This window comes from Bacillus sp. LK2 (genome assembly GCF_001043575.1).
GTDB classification, from domain to species: Bacteria; Bacillota; Bacilli; order Bacillales; family Bacillaceae_G; genus Bacillus_A; species Bacillus_A paramycoides.
In genome coordinates this window covers 1-19,555 of record NZ_LDUK01000032.1, presented here as the reverse complement: position 1 = coordinate 19,555, position 19,555 = coordinate 1, and the positions used below count along the sequence as shown (strand labels likewise).

16 protein-coding genes, 14 tRNA genes and 2 pseudogenes are annotated in these 19,555 nt (G+C 37.6%); 6 read left to right on the top strand and 26 right to left on the bottom strand.

The genetic code is table 11. The annotated features are described in order from the left end of the window. Positions 1-104 precede the first annotated feature (104 nt). Positions 105-1,058 (top strand): 1,4-dihydroxy-2-naphthoate polyprenyltransferase, encoded by a 954-nt coding sequence (locus tag VK90_RS18585; RefSeq protein WP_025148827.1) that lies wholly within the window; start codon positions 105-107, stop codon positions 1,056-1,058. 196 nt (positions 1,059-1,254) lie between these two features. Next, a complete protein-coding gene (locus tag VK90_RS18580; RefSeq protein WP_048374367.1) occupies positions 1,255-1,986 on the top strand; it encodes a yteA family sporulation protein in 732 nt (243 codons plus the stop codon). Between the two features lie 44 nt (positions 1,987-2,030). Here the strand turns inward: VK90_RS18580 and cspD are convergent, their stop codons facing one another. Next, entirely contained in the window at positions 2,031-2,231 is a 201-nt protein-coding gene (gene cspD / locus VK90_RS18575; protein WP_001193053.1) for a cold-shock protein CspD, read from the bottom strand. Positions 2,232-2,552: 321 nt separating this feature from the next. Here cspD and VK90_RS18570 point away from each other — a divergent pair, with 321 nt between their 5' ends. Then, positions 2,553-3,335, top strand: a complete 783-nt coding sequence (locus VK90_RS18570; RefSeq protein ID WP_048374366.1) for a TIGR00266 family protein — start codon at positions 2,553-2,555, stop codon at positions 3,333-3,335. A gap of 26 nt (positions 3,336-3,361) precedes the next feature. Here the strand turns inward: VK90_RS18570 and VK90_RS18565 are convergent. Next, positions 3,362-3,580, bottom strand: a pseudogene (locus VK90_RS18565) (hypothetical protein); the annotation flags it as partial. Between the two features lie 81 nt (positions 3,581-3,661). On the opposite strand from VK90_RS18565, the gene VK90_RS18560 reads away from it, so the two are divergent. Further along, a complete protein-coding gene (locus VK90_RS18560; protein ID WP_048374364.1) occupies positions 3,662-4,384 on the top strand; it encodes a lipase family protein in 723 nt (240 codons plus the stop codon). Between the two features lie 251 nt (positions 4,385-4,635). Here VK90_RS18560 and VK90_RS18555 read toward each other — a convergent pair whose 3' ends face one another. The 6 genes from VK90_RS18555 to glgB all read right to left on the bottom strand — a co-directional run bounded on the left by VK90_RS18555 (position 4,636) and on the right by glgB (position 13,438). Then, positions 4,636-5,193: a GNAT family N-acetyltransferase gene (locus tag VK90_RS18555; RefSeq protein ID WP_048374363.1), complete on the bottom strand. Its 558-nt coding sequence runs from the start codon at positions 5,191-5,193 to the stop codon at positions 4,636-4,638. A gap of 206 nt (positions 5,194-5,399) precedes the next feature. Next, positions 5,400-7,808 (bottom strand): glycogen phosphorylase, encoded by a 2,409-nt coding sequence (gene glgP / locus VK90_RS18550; RefSeq protein ID WP_048374362.1) that lies wholly within the window; start codon positions 7,806-7,808, stop codon positions 5,400-5,402. Positions 7,809-7,826: 18 nt separating this feature from the next. Next, entirely contained in the window at positions 7,827-9,257 is a 1,431-nt protein-coding gene (gene glgA, locus VK90_RS18545) for a glycogen synthase GlgA (RefSeq protein ID WP_048374451.1), read from the bottom strand. Between the two features lie 112 nt (positions 9,258-9,369). Beyond that, positions 9,370-10,404 (bottom strand): glucose-1-phosphate adenylyltransferase subunit GlgD, encoded by a 1,035-nt coding sequence (glgD, locus tag VK90_RS18540; RefSeq protein WP_025148820.1) that lies wholly within the window; start codon positions 10,402-10,404, stop codon positions 9,370-9,372. 18 nt (positions 10,405-10,422) lie between these two features. Continuing rightward, positions 10,423-11,553 (bottom strand): glucose-1-phosphate adenylyltransferase, encoded by a 1,131-nt coding sequence (glgC, locus tag VK90_RS18535; protein ID WP_002173977.1) that lies wholly within the window; start codon positions 11,551-11,553, stop codon positions 10,423-10,425. After that, the gene (gene glgB, locus VK90_RS18530) at positions 11,501-13,438 is read right to left on the bottom strand and encodes a 1,4-alpha-glucan branching protein GlgB (protein WP_048374361.1); all 1,938 of its coding nucleotides are present in this window, start codon (positions 13,436-13,438) and stop codon (positions 11,501-11,503) included. Before glgB ends, glgC begins: the two co-directional genes overlap by 53 nt. A 356-nt stretch (positions 13,439-13,794) precedes the next feature. Here glgB and VK90_RS18525 point away from each other — a divergent pair. After that, positions 13,795-14,064, top strand: a pseudogene (locus VK90_RS18525) (dockerin type I domain-containing protein); the annotation flags it as partial. Between the two features lie 190 nt (positions 14,065-14,254). Here VK90_RS18525 and VK90_RS18520 read toward each other — a convergent pair. Beyond that, the gene (locus VK90_RS18520; protein WP_002173979.1) at positions 14,255-15,199 is read right to left on the bottom strand and encodes an L-lactate dehydrogenase; all 945 of its coding nucleotides are present in this window, start codon (positions 15,197-15,199) and stop codon (positions 14,255-14,257) included. 381 nt (positions 15,200-15,580) lie between these two features. Between VK90_RS18520 and VK90_RS18515 the strand changes: the two genes are divergently transcribed. Beyond that, positions 15,581-16,015: a hypothetical protein gene (locus VK90_RS18515; RefSeq protein WP_082147969.1), complete on the top strand. Its 435-nt coding sequence runs from the start codon at positions 15,581-15,583 to the stop codon at positions 16,013-16,015. Positions 16,016-16,231: 216 nt separating this feature from the next. Here VK90_RS18515 and VK90_RS30290 read toward each other — a convergent pair whose 3' ends face one another. The 17 genes from VK90_RS30290 to VK90_RS18435 all read right to left on the bottom strand — a co-directional run bounded on the left by VK90_RS30290 (position 16,232) and on the right by VK90_RS18435 (position 19,519). After that, the gene (locus VK90_RS30290) at positions 16,232-16,390 is read right to left on the bottom strand and encodes a hypothetical protein (RefSeq protein ID WP_197088217.1); all 159 of its coding nucleotides are present in this window, start codon (positions 16,388-16,390) and stop codon (positions 16,232-16,234) included. Between the two features lie 520 nt (positions 16,391-16,910). Beyond that, the gene (locus tag VK90_RS18510; protein WP_048374359.1) at positions 16,911-17,264 is read right to left on the bottom strand and encodes a hypothetical protein; all 354 of its coding nucleotides are present in this window, start codon (positions 17,262-17,264) and stop codon (positions 16,911-16,913) included. 137 nt (positions 17,265-17,401) lie between these two features. Further along, on the bottom strand, positions 17,402-17,854 hold the full coding sequence (locus VK90_RS18505; RefSeq protein ID WP_082147968.1) for an NUDIX hydrolase: 453 nt from the start codon (positions 17,852-17,854) through the stop codon (positions 17,402-17,404). Positions 17,855-18,285: 431 nt separating this feature from the next. Then, positions 18,286-18,357, bottom strand: a tRNA-Glu gene (locus VK90_RS18500). A gap of 5 nt (positions 18,358-18,362) precedes the next feature. Beyond that, a tRNA-Ser gene (locus tag VK90_RS18495) sits at positions 18,363-18,453 on the bottom strand. A gap of 6 nt (positions 18,454-18,459) precedes the next feature. Further along, positions 18,460-18,534, bottom strand: a tRNA-Asn gene (locus tag VK90_RS18490). Positions 18,535-18,540: 6 nt separating this feature from the next. Beyond that, positions 18,541-18,617: transfer RNA gene (locus tag VK90_RS18485), tRNA-Ile, on the bottom strand. 10 nt (positions 18,618-18,627) lie between these two features. After that, positions 18,628-18,698 (bottom strand) — tRNA-Gly (locus tag VK90_RS18480). 13 nt (positions 18,699-18,711) lie between these two features. Further along, a tRNA-Lys gene (locus VK90_RS18475) sits at positions 18,712-18,787 on the bottom strand. Between the two features lie 10 nt (positions 18,788-18,797). Further along, a tRNA-Thr gene (locus VK90_RS18470) sits at positions 18,798-18,873 on the bottom strand. Positions 18,874-18,888: 15 nt separating this feature from the next. Then, positions 18,889-18,964: transfer RNA gene (locus tag VK90_RS18465), tRNA-Phe, on the bottom strand. 12 nt (positions 18,965-18,976) lie between these two features. Beyond that, positions 18,977-19,052 (bottom strand) — tRNA-Asp (locus VK90_RS18460). A gap of 3 nt (positions 19,053-19,055) precedes the next feature. Continuing rightward, positions 19,056-19,132: transfer RNA gene (locus VK90_RS18455), tRNA-Met, on the bottom strand. Between the two features lie 27 nt (positions 19,133-19,159). Next, a tRNA-Ser gene (locus tag VK90_RS18450) sits at positions 19,160-19,252 on the bottom strand. A 17-nt stretch (positions 19,253-19,269) separates the two neighbouring features. Next, positions 19,270-19,346, bottom strand: a tRNA-Ile gene (locus VK90_RS18445). 4 nt (positions 19,347-19,350) lie between these two features. Further along, positions 19,351-19,427, bottom strand: a tRNA-Met gene (locus VK90_RS18440). A gap of 19 nt (positions 19,428-19,446) precedes the next feature. Further along, a tRNA-Ala gene (locus VK90_RS18435) sits at positions 19,447-19,519 on the bottom strand. Between the last annotated feature and the right edge of the window lie 36 nt (positions 19,520-19,555).

Here is a 19,555-nt window from a genome sequence, read left to right as displayed (position 1 = left end):
TTTCTGAGAAATTCACCTTCTCTTCCTAGAAAATAAACGTTGACACTAAATGATGCTTTTTCTACACTTAATTGTGTACAATATGTGACCAAGGAGGATTCAACATGGAAATGAACGTCGAAACGAATTCCTCTCCTACGGCGCCAAAGCCAAGTAAACAAACAGGCTGGCGCATTTGGTGGAGTTTATTACGTCCCCATACATTAACAGCAGCTTTCGTTCCCGTTTTCATCGGAACAGCTTATGCAATGCAGGTCGGAGGTATAAATCAAATACATCTTCCTCTATTCTTTATGATGCTTCTTGCTTGCCTTCTCATTCAAGCAGCAACGAACATGTTTAATGAATACTTTGATTATAAAAGAGGATTAGATCATGAAGGTTCAGTTGGAATTGGCGGCGCTATCGTCCGCGATGGCATTAAACCAAAAACCGTGCTTAACTTAGCATTCGGATTTTTTGGTATCGCAATACTATTAGGTGTTTATATTTGTATGAACTCTAGCTGGTGGCTTGCCGCGATCGGTCTTGTTTGTATGGCCGTTGCTTACCTTTACACGGGTGGCCCAATTCCAATTGCATATACACCATTTGGAGAGCTAACAGCAGGATTATTTATGGGTGTCATTATTATCGGTATTTCATTCTTTATCCAAACAGGAGCAGTAACATCAGAAGTAGTTTTACTATCTATTCCAAGCTCCATTTTAATCGGTGCAATTTTACTATCTAACAACATCCGTGATTTAGATGGTGATAAAGAAAATGGTCGTAAAACATTGGCGATTCTCGTTGGACGCGAAAGAGCAGTTGGTGTTCTTGCTTCTATGTTCATCGTTTCCTACATTTGGACAATTGCTTTAATTATCGTTAACATCGTATCACCATGGATGCTTATCGTATTCTTAAGTGCACCAAAAGCATTTAAAGCGACAAAGGGCTTTATCGGCAAAAGCATTCCAATGGAAATGGTACCTGCTATGATTGCAACAGCAAAAACAAACACAATCTTCGGTCTCCTAATGGGAATCGGATTATTACTTGGATATTTCCTATAAGAAAGAGCTGCTTAGGCGGCTCCTTTTTCATATATCAGCGATTTTTCTAATATATCGACCGCAACTCCAAATATATCGGCGATTTTTCAGTTATATCGACCTCTCGCCAAATCACGGCACTGAAATTCATCTCATAATTCCGCTCGCCAACGCTCATACTACATAAAGAAACTGAATTGTAGGAGGGTGGACGACTATGTTAACTCCACAACAAATAAATCAATTTAAATCCATTTTAGAAAAACAACAGCAAGAAGTTGAACAAACAATACAAACCCATGAGAATACAGACCGCGCTTCTGAACGTGATTCAGTGGGAGAATTATCTGCTTATGACAACCATCCTGGTGATATGGCTACAGAATTGTACGAACGTGAGAAAGATTTCGGTCTCATCGAATTTTGGCATAAACAGTTAGAAGATACGAAACATGCCCTGCAAAAAATTGAAGCTGGTACGTACGGAATTTGTGAAGTATCTGGTGAAGAAATTCCGTTCGAAAGATTAGAAGCAATGCCGACTGCTACAACGTGTATTCAGCACACTACAAATAAATTAGATATGAGGGCGCGCCCAGTTGAAGAAGAAGTGTTGGCTCCTTCGTTTCACAAACACGACGAAGATCGCTCTGTTGAATACGATGCTGAAGATGCATGGCAAGATGTTGCAAACTACGGGACGTCAGAAACACCGTCTGATTTAGAAAGACAGGATTCAAAAAACTTTAATGGAATGTACGTAAATAGTGAAGAGAATGTTGGCTATGTAGAGGATTTCGAAAACTTTATCGGAACAGATATGTATGGAAAAAACCCGCAAGTTTTCGCAACAGAGGAACATGAAGAATATGAACAAATGCTTGATGACTTTGAAGAACGCACCTTTAAAGGTGAATTATCTTCAGATGAGTCTGGTTCTAAAGCATAAAAAAAGCATTCCGAAGTTCGGAATGCTTTCTTTTCGCTAGCTAATTAGTTTTTTGTAACGTTAGCTGCTTGTGGTCCGCGGTTGCCTTCAACGATTTCGAAAGAAACTTCTTGACCTTCTTCTAAAGTTTTGAAGCCTTCGCCTTGGATTGCTGAGAAATGTACGAATACGTCTTCTCCGCCTTCAACTTCGATGAAGCCAAAACCTTTTTCGCCGTTAAACCATTTAACTTTACCTGTTTGCATGTCATGTACCTCCTAAATAAAAATGAAACTATGAATCCACATGAAAAGGTGGATATAAAGGACATGAATGTATAACAAGCTTACAGCCTTTAATTCAACGTGCTTTATTTCCGTACCACATTATGTAGCTCAATAGTGACTTCACTATATCACGCTCAATCCAATACGTCAAATGAGAACACTTTCATCCCATCGTTTTTTATAATCCTAGTATAACCTTAAGTTTTCATTCTATTTGTATTCAAAAATTAACAAAAATACAGTATTCTAATTCCTTTGATTTCTATACAATATAATTACTACATATTATGAGGTGAAAAAATGCAAGCACATGAAATCGAGTATAAATTATATGGCGATGATATGCAGTTCGTTGAAATTGAATTAGACCCAGAAGAAAGCGTTATCGCTGAAGCCGGTGCAATGATGATGATGGAAGATCATATCGAAATGGAAACGATCTTCGGTGATGGTTCCGGACCATCTGGCGGTTTATTCGGCAAATTAATGGGCGCTGGTAAACGTCTCGTTACAGGTGAAAGTATGTTTATGACTGTATTTACAAATACAGGACACGGCAAACGACACGTATCATTCGCCGCTCCTTATCCTGGAAAAATTATTCCTGTTGATTTAACAGAATATCAAGGAAAAGTAGTCTGCCAAAAAGATGCATTTCTTTGTGCGGCAAAAGGTGTTTCGATTGGAATCGAGTTTACAAAAAAAATAGGCACTGGCTTCTTCGGTGGTGAAGGTTTCATCATGCAAAAACTTGAAGGTGATGGACTCGCTTTCATGCACGCAGGCGGAACAGTATATAAGCGTGAATTAAAACCTGGTGAAAAACTTCGCATTGATACAGGTTGTCTCGTTGCAATGACAAAAGACGTTAACTATGATGTTGAATTCGTTGGAAAAGTAAAAACAGCTCTATTTGGCGGCGAAGGTTTATTCTTCGCAACGTTAGAAGGGCCTGGAACGGTTTGGATCCAGTCCTTAACACTTAGCCGCTTAGCAGCACGCCTTACAAGCCCAGCAGCTCAAAACAGCGGTGAAGGCAGCGTTTTAGGCGGACTTGGTCGCTTGTTAGATGGAAAAGAGTAAAAAGTAGCGCCCTTATAGGGCGCTTTTTACTTAGGTGGACTATACAAACCATTTTGAATCATATAATATTCCATCACTTCATTAAGCCATACCTCTTCTTCCTCTGTATAAGGAGAGGGCATCATCTTATTATATTGTTCTTCTACATCCTCTATTTTTTTACTTAAAGAATACATCGTCCCTTCTCCGACATACTTAAGAGTTGCCTTCATATGCTGATCGACAAGGTTTTGGACTTCTGGATCATCAACCGGTTTTCCAAAAGAATGAATCAAGTCCCTCACTCATATATTGAACTATACCTTTTCTTAAGGAGGGCTTGCTTGATGCGTACTCCTTTATCCTTTGATAAAGATACTGCCATATTGTTAGCATCCTGCTGCGGTCTAACATATGAACAATATAAACACAACGGGATTTTTGAAATACCTGATGGATTCCAATATGTACAAGGCTTTCAAGGAAAAGCGATTCAAACGACGGATTGGTTTGGGTTCATATTAGAATCTGAGGATACGATTATTGTAGCCTTTAGGGGCACACAAACAGATACAGATTGGATTATCGATTCACTCGTCAACCAAAGGCCATACCCCTATGCTTTAAATAGCGGAAATGTCCATAATGGCTTTCTTTCAATTTATGAATCTTGCCGGGATTCCATTATGGATATGCTCGTATCGTTACCAGCCCATAAGAAACTTCTTGCAACAGGCCATAGCTTAGGGGGAGCACTCGCTACATTACACATACTAGATGCACGTATAAATACTGCCTTCGCACAATACGGTCTTTATACATTTGCCTCTCCAAAAGTTGGAGATATTGCCTTTCGAAATTATTATAAATTGCAAGTAGCTAGTAGCTTTCGCTTTGTCAATTTATTCGATGTCGTTCCTCTTCTCCCTCCGCGACATGTCCATTTTAATGAACAAGATTGGGAATATGCACACGTTCATCACAACATGACATTTACGAAGAACACAAAATCTATTGCGAATAATCATTCCATTACAACATACAAAACATGTCTGACTTCTCATTTTTAAACAGTAAACAATTGGAAAATAAACATTTGTAGACTATAATAATATATGAATTTACTTTCGGATGAGGGGACCTTACATGCTAAAATTTTTCTTTGCACTTTTTCTCATGATAATTTTTTCGTTTACAGGTTTCTTTACATTTTCATACTTTGCGACAGAGGAATATGGCGGAACAGGTATAATTTATACCGCTATCTCATTTCTTTCTTAAGCAAAAAAAGTAAAACGAGCTTAATCTCATTAAGCTCGTTTTACTTTTCTAAGTAATCGTATTCCTGTTTTAAAAGTGAATATATTTTAGAATCACTATACGTATTATTAATTTTTACACTCTGCCTCAATGTACCTTCATATGACATTTTTAATTTTTGCATCACGCGTTCAGAAGCTACATTTTTCACATCACATCTTCCTTCAATGCGGTTCAAACTTAGCTCCTGAAAGCCAACTTCAATAAGTTTCTCTAAAGCTTCCACAATAAATCCTTTTCCCCAATATACTGGGCTAATTACAGCTCCAATCGATGCACTATTATGTGGCATGAGCCATATTCCACACGTTCCAATTACCTTTTGTTTATCATTCAGCATAATAGACCATATAAGAGCCTTACCTTCTCTTATCGTTACAAGCATATTTTCTAATAAACTATGAGTCTCCTCTTTCGTTTTATGCACTTCCCGAGGTACATATATAGCCGCTTCGGAATCCGAATACACTTCAAACAAATCATCTACATGCGAATGTTGTACCTGCGTTAATATTAATCTTTCACTTTCCAAATTAGATTGCTCATACATATATCCCATTCACCACGTTTTAACATAATGAATGAGGATGTCCCCGTTTTGGAACACCCTCTTCTGATTCATAACTTGCTTCCATTGTAAACTTTTGTCGGTAAATCGATATAGCTTAAAAATCGCTGATATATTTGGAGTTGCGGTCGATATATTCGAAGAATCACCGATATAATTTCATGCATTATCGTACCGTTCCAAATATGGCAATCTATTTAAAATAGCTTTACCGTATTACCAATACCCCAAATTTCATTGCTGTACTGCAAAATTGTTCGATCACTTGCAAAATGCCCAGATTGTGCAATATTTAAAATCGACATTTCTAACCATTTCGTCCTATTTTCATAGGCTCTACCGACAGCTTCTTGTCTTTCAGCATATGGACTAAAATCTCGAAGAACGAAGTATTCATCATTTTGAATAACGAGGGAATCGTAAATTGCTTCAAATTCAGCCCCAGCATGTGCAAAGAAACCATTCGTTAACTGATCTACTACTTTTTTAATGTGCATATTGTGGTGATAATAGTCACCTGCACGATATCCACCATTTTGATAGTAATGAAGCACCTCTTCCGCTGTTAAGCCGAAAATGAAACAGGCTTCATCACCGACCCGGTCTTTTATTTCAATATTAGCCCCGTCTAACGTTCCGAGTGTAATTGCACCATTCATCATGAATTTCATATTCCCTGTTCCTGATGCTTCCTTACTTGCAGTTGAGATTTGTTCGCTCACATCCGCTGCCGGGAATATATCTTCCGCTAAAGAAACTCGGTAGTTTTCTAGAAAGATAACTTTCATATATTGACTTACGTATGGATCATTATTTACTTTTCTTGCAAGTTCATTTATTAATTTAATAATTTTCTTCGCATAATAATAGCCAGGTGATGCTTTCGCTCCAAAAATAAAAGTGCGCGGGTAAAATGAAAAACTAGTATCCTCTTTTAAACGGTTATACAAGTATAAAATATGAAGAACATTTAATAATTGTCGTTTATAGGCATGTAACCTTTTCACTTGCACATCAAAAATAGAATTTGGATCAATATGAATCCCCATTTTATTTTGAATGCGCTCCGCTAAAATGACCTTACGCTCTTGTTTTACCCCTGCAAGCTTTTCTTGAAAACTAGCATCTTGATGAAAAGCTTGTAACGCTTGCAGTTTAATTGGCTGCTTCTTCCACTCTTCTCCAATCGCCTCCGAAATAAGATTCGTCAGCTGCGGATTCGCCTTCATTAGCCAGCGCCTATGAGCAATTCCATTCGTTTTATTATTAAACTTATCTGGATAAAATTCATAAAACAATCGCATTTCACGCTGCTTTAAAATTTCCGTATGAATTTTCGCTACACCATTTACACTATGACTTCCGACAATTGCCAAATGAGCCATTTTCACAAGGTCATGCGCAATAATTGCCATGTTCTCAATGCGATTCCAATCGTATGAATAACGTTCCCAAAGCTCACGACAGAAACGTTCATTAATCTCTTCAATAATCATATAAATTCTCGGTAATAACGGTTTAAAAATGTGAATTGGCCATTTCTCAAGCGCTTCTGATAACGTCGTATGATTCGTATAGGAAATCGTCTGCGTTGTGATGTTCCAAGCTTCTTCCCATGCTAGTTTTTCCTCATCTAATAAAATACGCATAAGTTCCGGAATAGCTAGAACTGGATGTGTATCGTTAATATGAATCGCAATTTTTTCATGTAACTGACGAAGACTACCATGTCGCTCCCTATGCATACGAACGATGTTTTGCAAACTTGCTGATACGAGGAAATACTGTTGTTTCAAACGAAGTATTTTCCCCTCATCATGCGTATCATCTGGATATAAAAACTCCGATACTGCCTCTGTTTCACGCTTATATTTCAAAATATCTTTACAATTTTGCGGGAAAGGAACTGGCTCTGCATTCCAAAGTCTAAGCGTATTTACAGTACTCGTTTCATAGCCTACAACTGGAACGTCGTATGGTACTGCCATAATAACTTCTGCGTTTGTATGCCGGAACTCTAAACGTCCATCAATTTCTAGTGGTTCAACGTTTCCAAAATAACTTACTTCTACAGCTTGATCATACCTTCTTACTTCCCAAACGTTTTCATGAAGAAGCCACTGTTCTGGAAATTCCACTTGGTAGCCATCAACAATTTTTTGATCAAACAAGCCATGTTTATAACGAATACCACAGCCATGTCCTGGCAAGTTTAAAGAAGCGAGCGAGTCGAGGAAACAGGCTGCTAAACGTCCAAGTCCACCATTACCAAGGCCAGCATCTGCTTCAATCTCTTCTAACTCTTGCAAAGAAATTCCAAGTTCAGAAAGTCCCTTTTCACACACATCTCGAATTCCTAAATTTAACATGTTACTTCCAAGCAAACGCCCAAGTAAAAACTCAATGGATAAGTAATACATTTGCTTTTGATCTCCAGACCGATAACTTTCATTCGTTGCAATCCATTGGCTATTCATATACTCACGAACCATATGACCAAGCGTATTATACTGATCACGAGTTGTAGAATCTTTGAAACTTTTCCCATACATCGTCTCTAGTTTTTCTAGAAAAGCTGATTTAAAACATTCAACATGAGTAAACATTTTTTCACCACCTAAATGTTATTCCATGAGACTCTTATACAATTCCTTATATGCAAGAGCTGATTTTCTCCAGCTATAGTCCTCAGTCATCGCTTGCTTTACAAGTTGCTCCCATACCGGTTTATCTTGATAAAACTCAATTGCACGAAGAATCGTATGTAACATGTCATGTGCATTAAAATTCGTAAAGCTGAAGCCATTCCCAGCTCCAGTTTCTTCATCGTAAGAATGTACAGTATCATTTAGTCCGCCTGTTTCTCTTACAATTGGAATTGTGCCATATGCTAGTGCAATAAGTTGTCCAAGTCCACACGGTTCAAAAAGCGATGGCATTAAAAACAAATCACTTCCCGCATACACTTGATGCGCAAGCTCCTCATTAAATCCAATATACACCTTCACCTTCTCAGGATACTCATATGCCATCCATTCAAAGAACTGCTCGTATTCTGAATCACCCGATCCTAAAATAATACATTGTACATCTTCTTCCATTATTTCACGGAATACAGTACGTACTAAATCCAGACCTTTTTGCTTCGTTAACCTTGTTACCATTGAAATAATTGGTGTATCTTCTTTTTCTGGTAAACCAAAATAACGCTGCAATGCGCGTTTATTTTCATTCTTCTCGTATAATGAATCCGCACTATACTGAGCTGTAATATACGAATCCGTTTCTGGATTATATACGCTCGTATCAATTCCATTTACAATGCCGCTAAGCTTATCATTATATTTTCGAAGTAATCCATCTAACTTCTCACCGAAAAACTCATATTGAATTTCTTCTTTATATGTCGGGCTAACCGCTGTAATTTTGTCAGATGCGATAATACCGCCTTTCATAAAGTTCACATTTCCATAAAACTCCAGCTGTTCACTATGAAAATATTCATGGCCAAGCTCTAACAAGTCATACATCACTTCAGGAGGAAATACTCCTTGGAACTGCAAGTTATGAATCGTATATACCGTTTTAATACGCTCATATAACGGGTTATCTTGATACTTTTCACGAAGTAAGAAATTAACCATAGCCGTATGCCAATCATGGCTATGAAGAACGTCCACTTCAAAATCAAGATGCGGAATACACTCTAAAACTGCTTTTGAGAAATAAGAAAAACGCTCCCCATCATCATAATGACCGTACAGGGAATCTCTCTTAAAATAATATTCATTATCTATTAAGTAATACGTAATCCCGTCTTGTTCGCCTTTTAAAATTCCGCAGTATTGATTTCTCCACCCAAGAGGAATGTTAATTACTTTATGAAGCGTACATCCATCTCTTAATTTTTGCGGAATAAGACTATAATTTGGAAGTATAATGCGAACATCCACACCTAATTTTTTCAGCTCTTTTGGGAGCGCACCCGCTACATCAGCTAATCCTCCCGATTTCACAAACGGTACACATTCTGATACTGCAAATAAAATATTCACTTGTTGTCCCACTGCACGAAAAGCTTATACAACTTCTCTTGCAGCTTCCTCCCTTCGAGTTTTCATTTAAATTAAAACTTTAATCAGTGGAGGATAAGCCCCCACTGATTCTTCAAGAATAACTATTAATCGTACTGTTTTGAACGCTTCCTTTTTCTACAACATACGGCTCATCAGCATTTCCTTTTAGTACGACACCGTCACCAATTTTCACGTCTTTATCAATAATAACACCGTCTATTATACAATTATCTCCAATTTGGCTCTTTTGCATAATAATGCTATTACGAACAATTGAACCTTTTCCAATTTTAACAGAACGGGAAACCACACTATTTTCTACTTCCCCTTCAATAATACTGCCGTTTGCAATCATTGTATTTTTCACGACTGCACCCTTTAAGTAACGAGTTGGCGGCTCATCTTTTACTTTCGTAAAGATCGGTGCTTCTTTCTTAAATAATTGCTTCCAAATAACAGGTTGCAAAATTTCTAAGCTATGTTTATAGTAACTTTCAATCGAGTCAATAATAGCTACATATCCTGTATGCTCATACGTAGCAATATGCAGTGATTTTCCCCGCTTTTCTCTCACTACATCGAATAAACTATATTGCTCCACATCTTTATATGTCTCAAATAAATCTAACAACAATTGTTTCTTTAACACGTATGTTTGAAGCGAAACCCCTTCATGGCAAACTTCTGTAATATCAGCTGCCGTATGTATATGTCGCTCTAACACCGCTTGAAAATTTAATGCTGTTACGAGATGGCTATTCGTAATAACAACGTACTCTTCTCTGCTTCTTAGAAAATAATCAATATGTCTTCTAAAATGCGCAAAAGACCCAAACTCATCTTGGTCACATTGGCAATTTGGCGGGAATAAAAACAGTCCGTCTCTTTTTCTATCTAAATCCCACTGTTTTCCTGAACCGACATGGTCCATTAGCGAACGGTTTTTATGACTTGTAAAAACTGCCACACTATGAATATTAGAATTCACCATATTTGAAAGCATGAAATCAATGAGTCGATAACGGCCCCCAAACGGTAACGCCGCTAGTGAACGATGCCCTGTTACTTTCTTTAAGGAAGGAAAACTTCCCGTTGCATTAATAATTCCTAACATTTTTTCTCCCATTCATTTCATCCCCCTTTTCTATTTCCCTTCAGCAATTAGTACTACATCGTCAACATTTTTTTCTGGACGAATTATTGTTCCATCTTCAATAACCATTTCCGATCCAACGATCGCTCTTTCGATCACAACATTTTTACCAATCTTTGCCCCCGGCATAACGACAGAATCAATTACCATACTACCTTCTTCTACCGTTACTCCTTGGAATAATACAGAATGCTTCACGTCCCCTTCAATGACACACCCTTCATTAATAAGCGATTCTTCTACTTTTGCCTGTTCTGCAATATATTGAGGTGGCTCATTTGGATTGACAGAATAAATACGCCAATTGCGATCATTCAAGTTCAACGATGTTTCATCGCGAAGTAAATCCATATTCGCTTCCCATAAGCTTTTTACCGTTCCAACATCTTTCCAATATCCTTCAAACGGATACGCCATCAACTTCTTCCCTTCATCTAATAAAAGCGGAAGTACATCTTTTCCGAAATCATTACTAGATTCAGGATTTCTTGCATCCATCTCTAAATATTCTTTTAAAATAGCCCAGTTAAAAATATAAATTCCCATTGATGCAAGATTACTTCTTGGAAATTGCGGTTTCTCCTCAAATTCAACAATTTCCATCTCTTCATTTGTATTCATAATACCGAAACGACTTGCTTCATCCCAAGGCACTTCAATAACAGAAATCGAAACGTCCGCTTCTTTCTCAATATGGTAATCTAACATTTTGCTGTAATCCATTTTATAAATATGGTCACCTGATAAAATAAGGACATATTCTGGTTCATACTGGCTTAAATAGTTTAAGTTTTGATAAATGGCACTTGCGGTACCTGTATACCACTTCACACCTGAAGACTCCGCATAAGGAGGTAAAACTGTGACCCCACCATTTACACGGTCTAAATCCCAAGCGTTTCCGATTCCAATATAATTATGAAGTTCTAGCGGTTGATATTGTGTTAAAATCCCAACCGTTTCAATACCGGAGTTCGCACAGTTACTTAACGTAAAATCAATAATGCGATATTTACCACCAAATGGAACAGCTGGCTTGGCTAAATTTTTTGTTAATGCACTTAAACGACTACCTTTTCCCCCTGCTAGTAACATTGCTACGCACTTTTGTTTTTGAGCCATCTTGTTTTTTGCTCCCCTTTCTCGTCTTCACTGGTCGTAATATGGATACGCCAAATGGTGGAATTGTAATTTCTACATGTGCTACTTGATTATGATACGGCTCTAGAATCGTCTTGAGACGTTTCTTATTGACTTGCCCCGAACCGCCATATTGTGCAGCGTCACTGTTTAAAACTTCGTTATAATACTCGAAATCTGGTACACCTACTTTATAGTTTTCATATGTAGCTTTCGTAAAATTACATACGACAACTAACGCATCTTCTTGCTTATCCCCTTGGCGGATAAACGAGAAAATACTTTGCTCATTATTATTAGCATCAATCCACTGAAATCCTTCAGGTGAATGATCAAGCTGCCAAAGTGGTTTTGAGCGCTTATACAATGCTATGAGCTCTTTAAAGTAATCATGCATATAACGATGCATTTCAAAATCATGTAAATTCCAATCTAACTCTTCAAGGTCTTTCCACTCATCAAATTGCCCGAATTCTCCACCCATAAAGAGTAATTTCTTACCTGGATGAGTAAAGAAATATCCATATAATAAACGAAGTTGGGCGAACTTATCCCAGTAATCTCCCGGCATTTTATTTAATAACGACTTTTTCCCATGAACGACTTCATCATGAGAAAGCGGTAATATGAAGTTTTCAGAGTAAGCATATAGTAAAGAGAATGTCATTTTCTCATGAATGTATTTCCGGTACTCGGGTGCACATTCCATATATTTCAGCACGTCATTCATCCAGCCCATATTCCATTTGTAATTGAATCCAAGTCCACCCTCGTATGTTGGAGCTGTTACAAGTGGCCAAGCTGTTGAATCTTCTGCTGTCATAAGAAAGTCTTCATCTTCTGCAAACACAGCTTCATTTAACTCTCGTAAGAAAGAAACAGCGTGTTCATTGCTTTGCTCTTTTCCTTCTTTATTCCAGTACAGCATATTCGCAACTGCATCTACCCTGAAACCATCAATATGGAAATACTTCATCCAAAATAACGCATTTGAAATTAAGAAATTCCGTACTTCCCTCTTTCCTAAATCAAAATTAACAGTTCCCCATACCCGGTTTTCTTGTACATCTATATCTTTATATTCATAAGTCGGTGTCCCATCAAATAAATATAAACCGTGAGCATCTTTACAAAAATGCCCCGGCACCCAATCTAAAATGACACCGATTCCATATTTATGACATTCGTCGACAAAATACATCAAATCATGTGGCGTGCCGAATCTACTTGTTGCTGCATAATATCCCGTTCCTTGATATCCCCAAGAACGATCATATGGATGCTCAACAAGCGGCATAATTTCAATATGTGTAAATTGATGTTCCACCACATACGGAATGAGTTCCTCGGCCATTTCTCGGTAAGAATACAGATCTCCATCTTCTTTCTTTTTCCAAGAACCGAAATGTAATTCGTAAACTGTCATCACTTCTTTATAAATCGACTTTTTCTTTCTCTTACGGACCCAGTTTTTATCATTCCATTCATATCCCTCTATATCAAAAACTACAGATGCCGTATTTGGTCTTACTTCTGCATATACTGCATAAGGATCCGCTTTTAAAATAACGTCACCGTCCATCGTTTCAATCGCATACTTGTATATTTCCTTCTCTTCAATATGCGGTACAAACAAGGACCAAATCCCCTCTTCTGTCACTTGTAGCATCTTATGTTGCTCATAATCCCATTCATTAAAATCTCCAACAACACTCATTGCTTTAGCATGAGGAGCCCATACTGTAAATCGTACACCTCGCATCCCATCTTCCGTCACAATATGTGCCCCAAAGATGTTATAACTGTCATAGTACTTTTCTGTATGAAACTCATCTCGTTTCACTTCTTCACACTTTATTACATCCAATATGCTCACCTCACTAAGATGACAGAAATTTTTAACACTTTATCATTTCTGCGAAAAACTGAAATATCCTTGTTATTTTTTTAAAAATATACGTTTTTTTCTTAAAAATGTTGAATTTTCTTCATATTTCCATATAAAATATCGAATTTTGACGAATATTCATTGCAAACGCTTCATTTCCCCTCACTATTTCTCACCATTCTTTATTGCTCAATATTTATTTTATTGATTTCTCTCCGTTTTTCACGCTATTTTCCATGTAAAATACCAACAAATTAATCTGTGATAAAATAATGTTTCTCAACATTTTTTGTCACAAATTTCACTGAAATGAAAAATTCATAAGCATATACTTGTTCTCAATAAAGAACTACAATTCATTAGTTGAAGGAAACATTACGCCTGAAGCATTCGTAAACGAACGTGGATATTTAGATGAAAAATTCGATTATACGAAACTTGGTGCAAAAGTATATGCTACTGATGCTTATCGCCATAAATACGAAAGTAAATTAGACAAATATGGCTTCTTCAGCATAAACAGACTCCCTGTAAATACACGTGACTATAACTTCTATGTAGAAGTGCCAGGTCATTTAACAAGCCGTCTAACAACGAAATTAGGACTAACACCGAAAAAATAACACATAAAAGCACTCTATTCGAAAATAGAGTGCTTTTTTCTATAAACGCCCCTTCTCCAGCAACAGGGGTATATTGGGGATATACAAGGGAAACCGGAAAAGGAATTTATATTTATTTATATATGATCAGAGGTAGGAAGCAGTTTCCCGCCTCTGATTCATTTAGCAATTATTATAGTACTGGTGCCATTGTTTCTTTTAATACTTTTACAGAATGAGCGAATTTCGCTTTTTCTTCTTCGTTTAATTCAAGTTCTACGATTTCACGTACACCTTCGCGGTTAATAACAGCTGGAACACCTACGTAAGCATCTTTCTCACCGTATTGACCTTCAAGGTATGCAGATACAGTTAATACGCTGTTCTCGTTGCTTAAGATCGCTTTAGTTACGCGTAGTAGTGACATACCGATTCCGTAATAAGTTGCGCCTTTACGTTCGATGATATGGTAAGCTGCATCGCGTACATTTTCAAAGATTTTATCTAAATCTTCTTGTTTGTATTGTTCGTTGTTCGCTAAGATTGTTTCTAGCTTTTGTACACCTACAGTAGCGTGGCTCCATACTGGAAGTTCAGTGTCACCGTGCTCACCAACGATGTAAGCATGAACGTTACGTGGATCTACATCTAAGTAATCACCTAACATGTAGCGGAAACGAGCAGAGTCTAAAGTTGTACCAGAACCGATTACGCGCTCTTTTGGTAAACCAGATTCTTTCCAAGTTACGTAAGTTAAAATATCAACTGGGTTAGTTGCGATTAAGAAGATTCCATCGAATCCGCTATCCATAATACCGCGAACGATTTGTTTAAAGATCTTTGTATTTTTCTCAACTAAGTCTAAACGAGTTTCACCTGGCTTTTGTGGTAATCCAGCAGTGATAACTACTAAGTCTGCATCTTTACAATCTGCATAGCTACCGCTCCAAACTTTTGTTGGTGCTGGAGAGAATGGTACCGCATGGCTTAAGTCCATTGCTTCCCCTTCTGCTTTTGCTTCATTAACATCTACAAGTACGAATTCTTCAGCTACACCTTGGTTGATCATTGAGTAAGCGTAACTACAACCTACAGCTCCTGTTCCTACTAATACTACGCGATTGATACCTTTTTTCATTGTAATTTCCCCTCTCTATTGTTCACATCTATTTTTTATTATTGTTTAAGTAATTAATTAAAATACTAATTTAATGTTGTTTAACTTCTTTACATTCATATTGTAGCACGGATTATTGTGAAAAAGTTCACAAATTATGACCTATTTGTGAACTTTTTCACATAGAGTGTAAAATGATTAAATCAAGTGTGGAATCAATCTCAATGAAGATGGTTTATAAAGATTGTGAATCGAAATAAACAAGTTTAATTACCACTTTAAAAATGAAAGGTGTTCTTTCTGCATTAAGGTGAATAAAATCCATTTAAGAAAATAAATTAAAAATAATAAAGAAGTAAACAAAAAAGAGAAAGAAGAAACCGGGAATTTCCAAGGAAGGTTGTGGTGAACATCAAGGTTAGGAATTTTTATTATCTGATTGCAGGCGTCCTTGCGATGCTGTTTGCCGTCACGCACGCATGGAACGGGCAATCCGCTGTGCTACCGACGCTCAACACTGAGGCGATATCCGTGGGTACCCGGACAGTATTCACGTATGTCTGGCACATCATCACGGCGGAAAATCTGGTCTTCGGCATCGCTTTCATTTTCATGTCATTCCAAACCGAGCGATCAAAGATCCGGTTTGCCGCATGGTTGATTGCGGCGATCCTGACCGTCCGACTGATGGTTATTCTTGGTGTAACGGCATTGCTTGACGTATCGGGGCTTACGGATACGCTTATAGATTCGATTGCCATCTTAATCTATGTCGCCCTCATCATACTAGGCACAAGAATGAAGAAAAAGCAGTACGATGGTCAGCAACTACAGTAACAGAGATGTCCGAGTTGTCTTCTAACTCTGTAAGAGGATAAACCCCATGCCATCAAGTTAAAATCTCATACCACTCCCAGAACGAAAATTTTGTGCATTTTGCTCGTATTTATTGTTTGGGGATAAATCGTTCTTTAAGCTTGATGGCGATTTGGTGCTATCCCTAAAACATCTGGACTTTAATAGCCAACTAAAAAAATGCAAACAAAACGACCTTTAATCAGTTGTTTTGTTTGCATTTCCTTTTTCTAAAACCACAGAAAAGATAAGTACTATAGTTAACACCATAATAAACCTTACTTCACTTCCATCACTTACAAAAAATGAATACACAGTATAAATTAAAATTAATATTCCATAAATAATTTTGTACAATGAACTCCCCCCTTTTTGCCGTATATATTTTAGTGTAAAAATTTAATTCAAGCCCTATATCAAAATGAAAATAAAAAGCACCTGTGATATACACAAAGTACTTTTCTCTTGTCAATTTATCTATTTTCACTATATTTATCTATTTTCTTTTTATAACTCAAACTTCTTCGAATCGTACGTTTAATAATCTCCTGTACTTAAAAGAGTGCATTGTTAATACTGTTTTAATCATTTTGTATTGCCTTCCTTTTGTTTGATTACTTGTATCATAAAACAAGTATCTGAAGTTGATATGTAGTTTAACTAGAGTGTATGTAAATTTAAAAAATCTCTAATAAAATGTTTATGTTGTAACGTTACCACCAAAACTATTGCTCCAAACACCATGATTTGAAAAGACAGTACCCCATGTTCTAGCCTTAATTCCTGCTACAGTTCTATATTGAGTAAAACTAGTTGATCCCTATAATATAAAAAGAGCACCACTTTTTGGATGCTCTTCGTTATAACTATATATTATTTAATTTCCTTCTTTTGTTGGCACATTTTTTCCTTCTTGAGAGTCTGTACCTTCTGTTCTTTCAACAGTTTTTGCAAATTCAGGTTTTGAGTCTGTACCTTCCTTTATTGGTAAAATTTTTCCTTTTTGAGAATCCGTACCTTCTGTTCTTTCAACAGTTGTTGTATATTCCGATTTTTCAGGGTCTCCCATTTCAAATACAGGTTTTGAGTCTGTACCTTCTGTTCTTTCAATTGTTTCGCTATATTTTGCTTTTTCTACTTTTTGATCTGATTTTACATCTTCTGCACCTACTGCACCACCCGCTAATAATCCTGTACTTAAAAGTGTTCCTGCTAATAATGTTTTAAACATTTTTCATTACCTCCTTGTTTGGGAATACATTTAGCATAAGACAAGAATCTATAGTTGATATGGACTGTATCTGGAGATTATGTAAAGAAAAATAGATAATAAAAATGTTTAATTATGAAATCTTTATGTAAAAACTTTTATTTTACAAGTATTAATATGTCATCTTTATATTCGAATGAATAATCACCTTCTTTTTCTAATAGAACAGGTAAATATTCCTTTACCATTTCAGCAATCCCTAAATTAGAGGGATTCAGTATCCAATCAATGTGTTTCCAATCGAGAATACCTTCTCTTGTTTTTTTCATAGATTCACTATCTAATATTGTATCTATTTCAAATAAATACACATATAATCCATCTTTTTTACGATCACTAGTATCCCATGTAATGACACCTTTTGAATAATACTGATTTACCTTGAATCCTGTTTCCTCAAACACTTCACGAATTGCACCCTCATCAGCAGTTTCACCTACTTCATTTTTACCACCAACACCGTTCCACACTCCCATAATCGGTGCCTTTTCACGATTCAACATCAAGACTTTATCCTTACTTTTTAAGAAACATACGTTATATTTAAACACTTAATATCAGCCCCACACTTAGAATTATTCTTTATTTATAGAAGTATACAATACAAATACCCCAGTACCATTTCTATACTTTATAACACCTTTATTTGTTTTTAAATGATTTTATTATTTTTAAACAACTTTATTATCTCATTACAAAATGAATGTAAAAACTGTTTTTTCTTCTTGTTAGGAATATAATCAAGGGAATTTATGAGGAAGGAATGTTGTCACGTATGAATAAACAGAAAGAATACTGGAATGGAGTAGCAAATGAAAAAGAATTTACGACACCTTTTCATACTCCATCGCGCTCTCCTTTCTATTAGTTAGACGATTGAAATAGAAAAAAGTATACAAAAATCCATAAAAAAAGCAGACTATTCAAAGTCTACTTTTACGTAACAAAAAAGAGATAGCAGATTATGCTATCTCTTTTAGTATGACCCGTACGGGATTCGAACCCGTGTTACCGCCGTGAAAGGGCGGTGTCTTAACCACTTGACCAACGGGCCAGTTCTGGCAGAGAAGAAGGGATTCGAACCCTCGCACCGCGTTCGCGATCTACTCCCTTAGCAGGGGAGCCCCTTGAGCCACTTGGGTACTTCTCTATAATATGGCTCCGCAGGTAGGACTCGAACCTACGACCGATCGGTTAACAGCCGATAGCTCTACCACTGAGCTACTGCGGAATATTATGGTGGGCCTAAATGGACTCGAACCATCGACCTCACGCTTATCAGGCGTGCGCTCTAACCAGCTGAGCTATAGGCCCATAATAGATAAGCGGGTGAAGAGAATCGAACTCTCGACCAGAGCTTGGAAGGCTCTTGTTTTACCACTAAACTACACCCGCATTAAATTGAAAATGGTGAGCCATGAAGGATTCGAACCTTCGACCCTCTGATTAAAAGTCAGATGCTCTACCAACTGAGCTAATGGCTCATTTTGAAAGTGGTGCCGGCTAGAGGACTTGAACCCCCAACCTACTGATTACAAGTCAGTTGCTCTACCAATTGAGCTAAGCCGGCTTGCATTTTTCAAAATGGTGGCTCGGGACGGAATCGAACCGCCGACACGAGGATTTTCAGTCCTCTGCTCTACCGACTGAGCTACCGAGCCTTTATGTAAAAATGGCGGTCCCGACCGGGGTCGAACCGGCGATCTCCTGCGTGACAGGCAGGCATGTTAACCACTACACCACGGGACCATTTGGTTGCGGGGACAGGATTTGAACCTGCGACCTTCGGGTTATGAGCCCGACGAGCTACCGTACTGCTCCACCCCGCGATGATATAATATTTAATTTAGAAAAAATGGAGGAGGTAGAGGGATTCGAACCCCCGCGCGACTCTCGCCGCCTGTCGGTTTTCAAGACCGATCCCTTCAGCCGAACTTGGGTATACCTCCGAGATATAAATTTTGAGTGGTGGACCTTGTAGGACTCGAACCTACGACCGGACGGTTATGAGCCGTCTGCTCTAACCAGCTGAGCTAAAGGTCCTTTATGGTAGCGGCGGAGGGGATCGAACCCCCGACCTCACGGGTATGAACCGTACGCTCTAGCCAGCTGAGCTACACCGCCATAAAGATATTCAAATAAGTGGAGCCTAGCGGGATCGAACCGCTGACCTCCTGCGTGCAAGGCAGGCGCTCTCCCAGCTGAGCTAAGGCCCCATGTTTTTGAAATATCGGGAAGACAGGATTTGAACC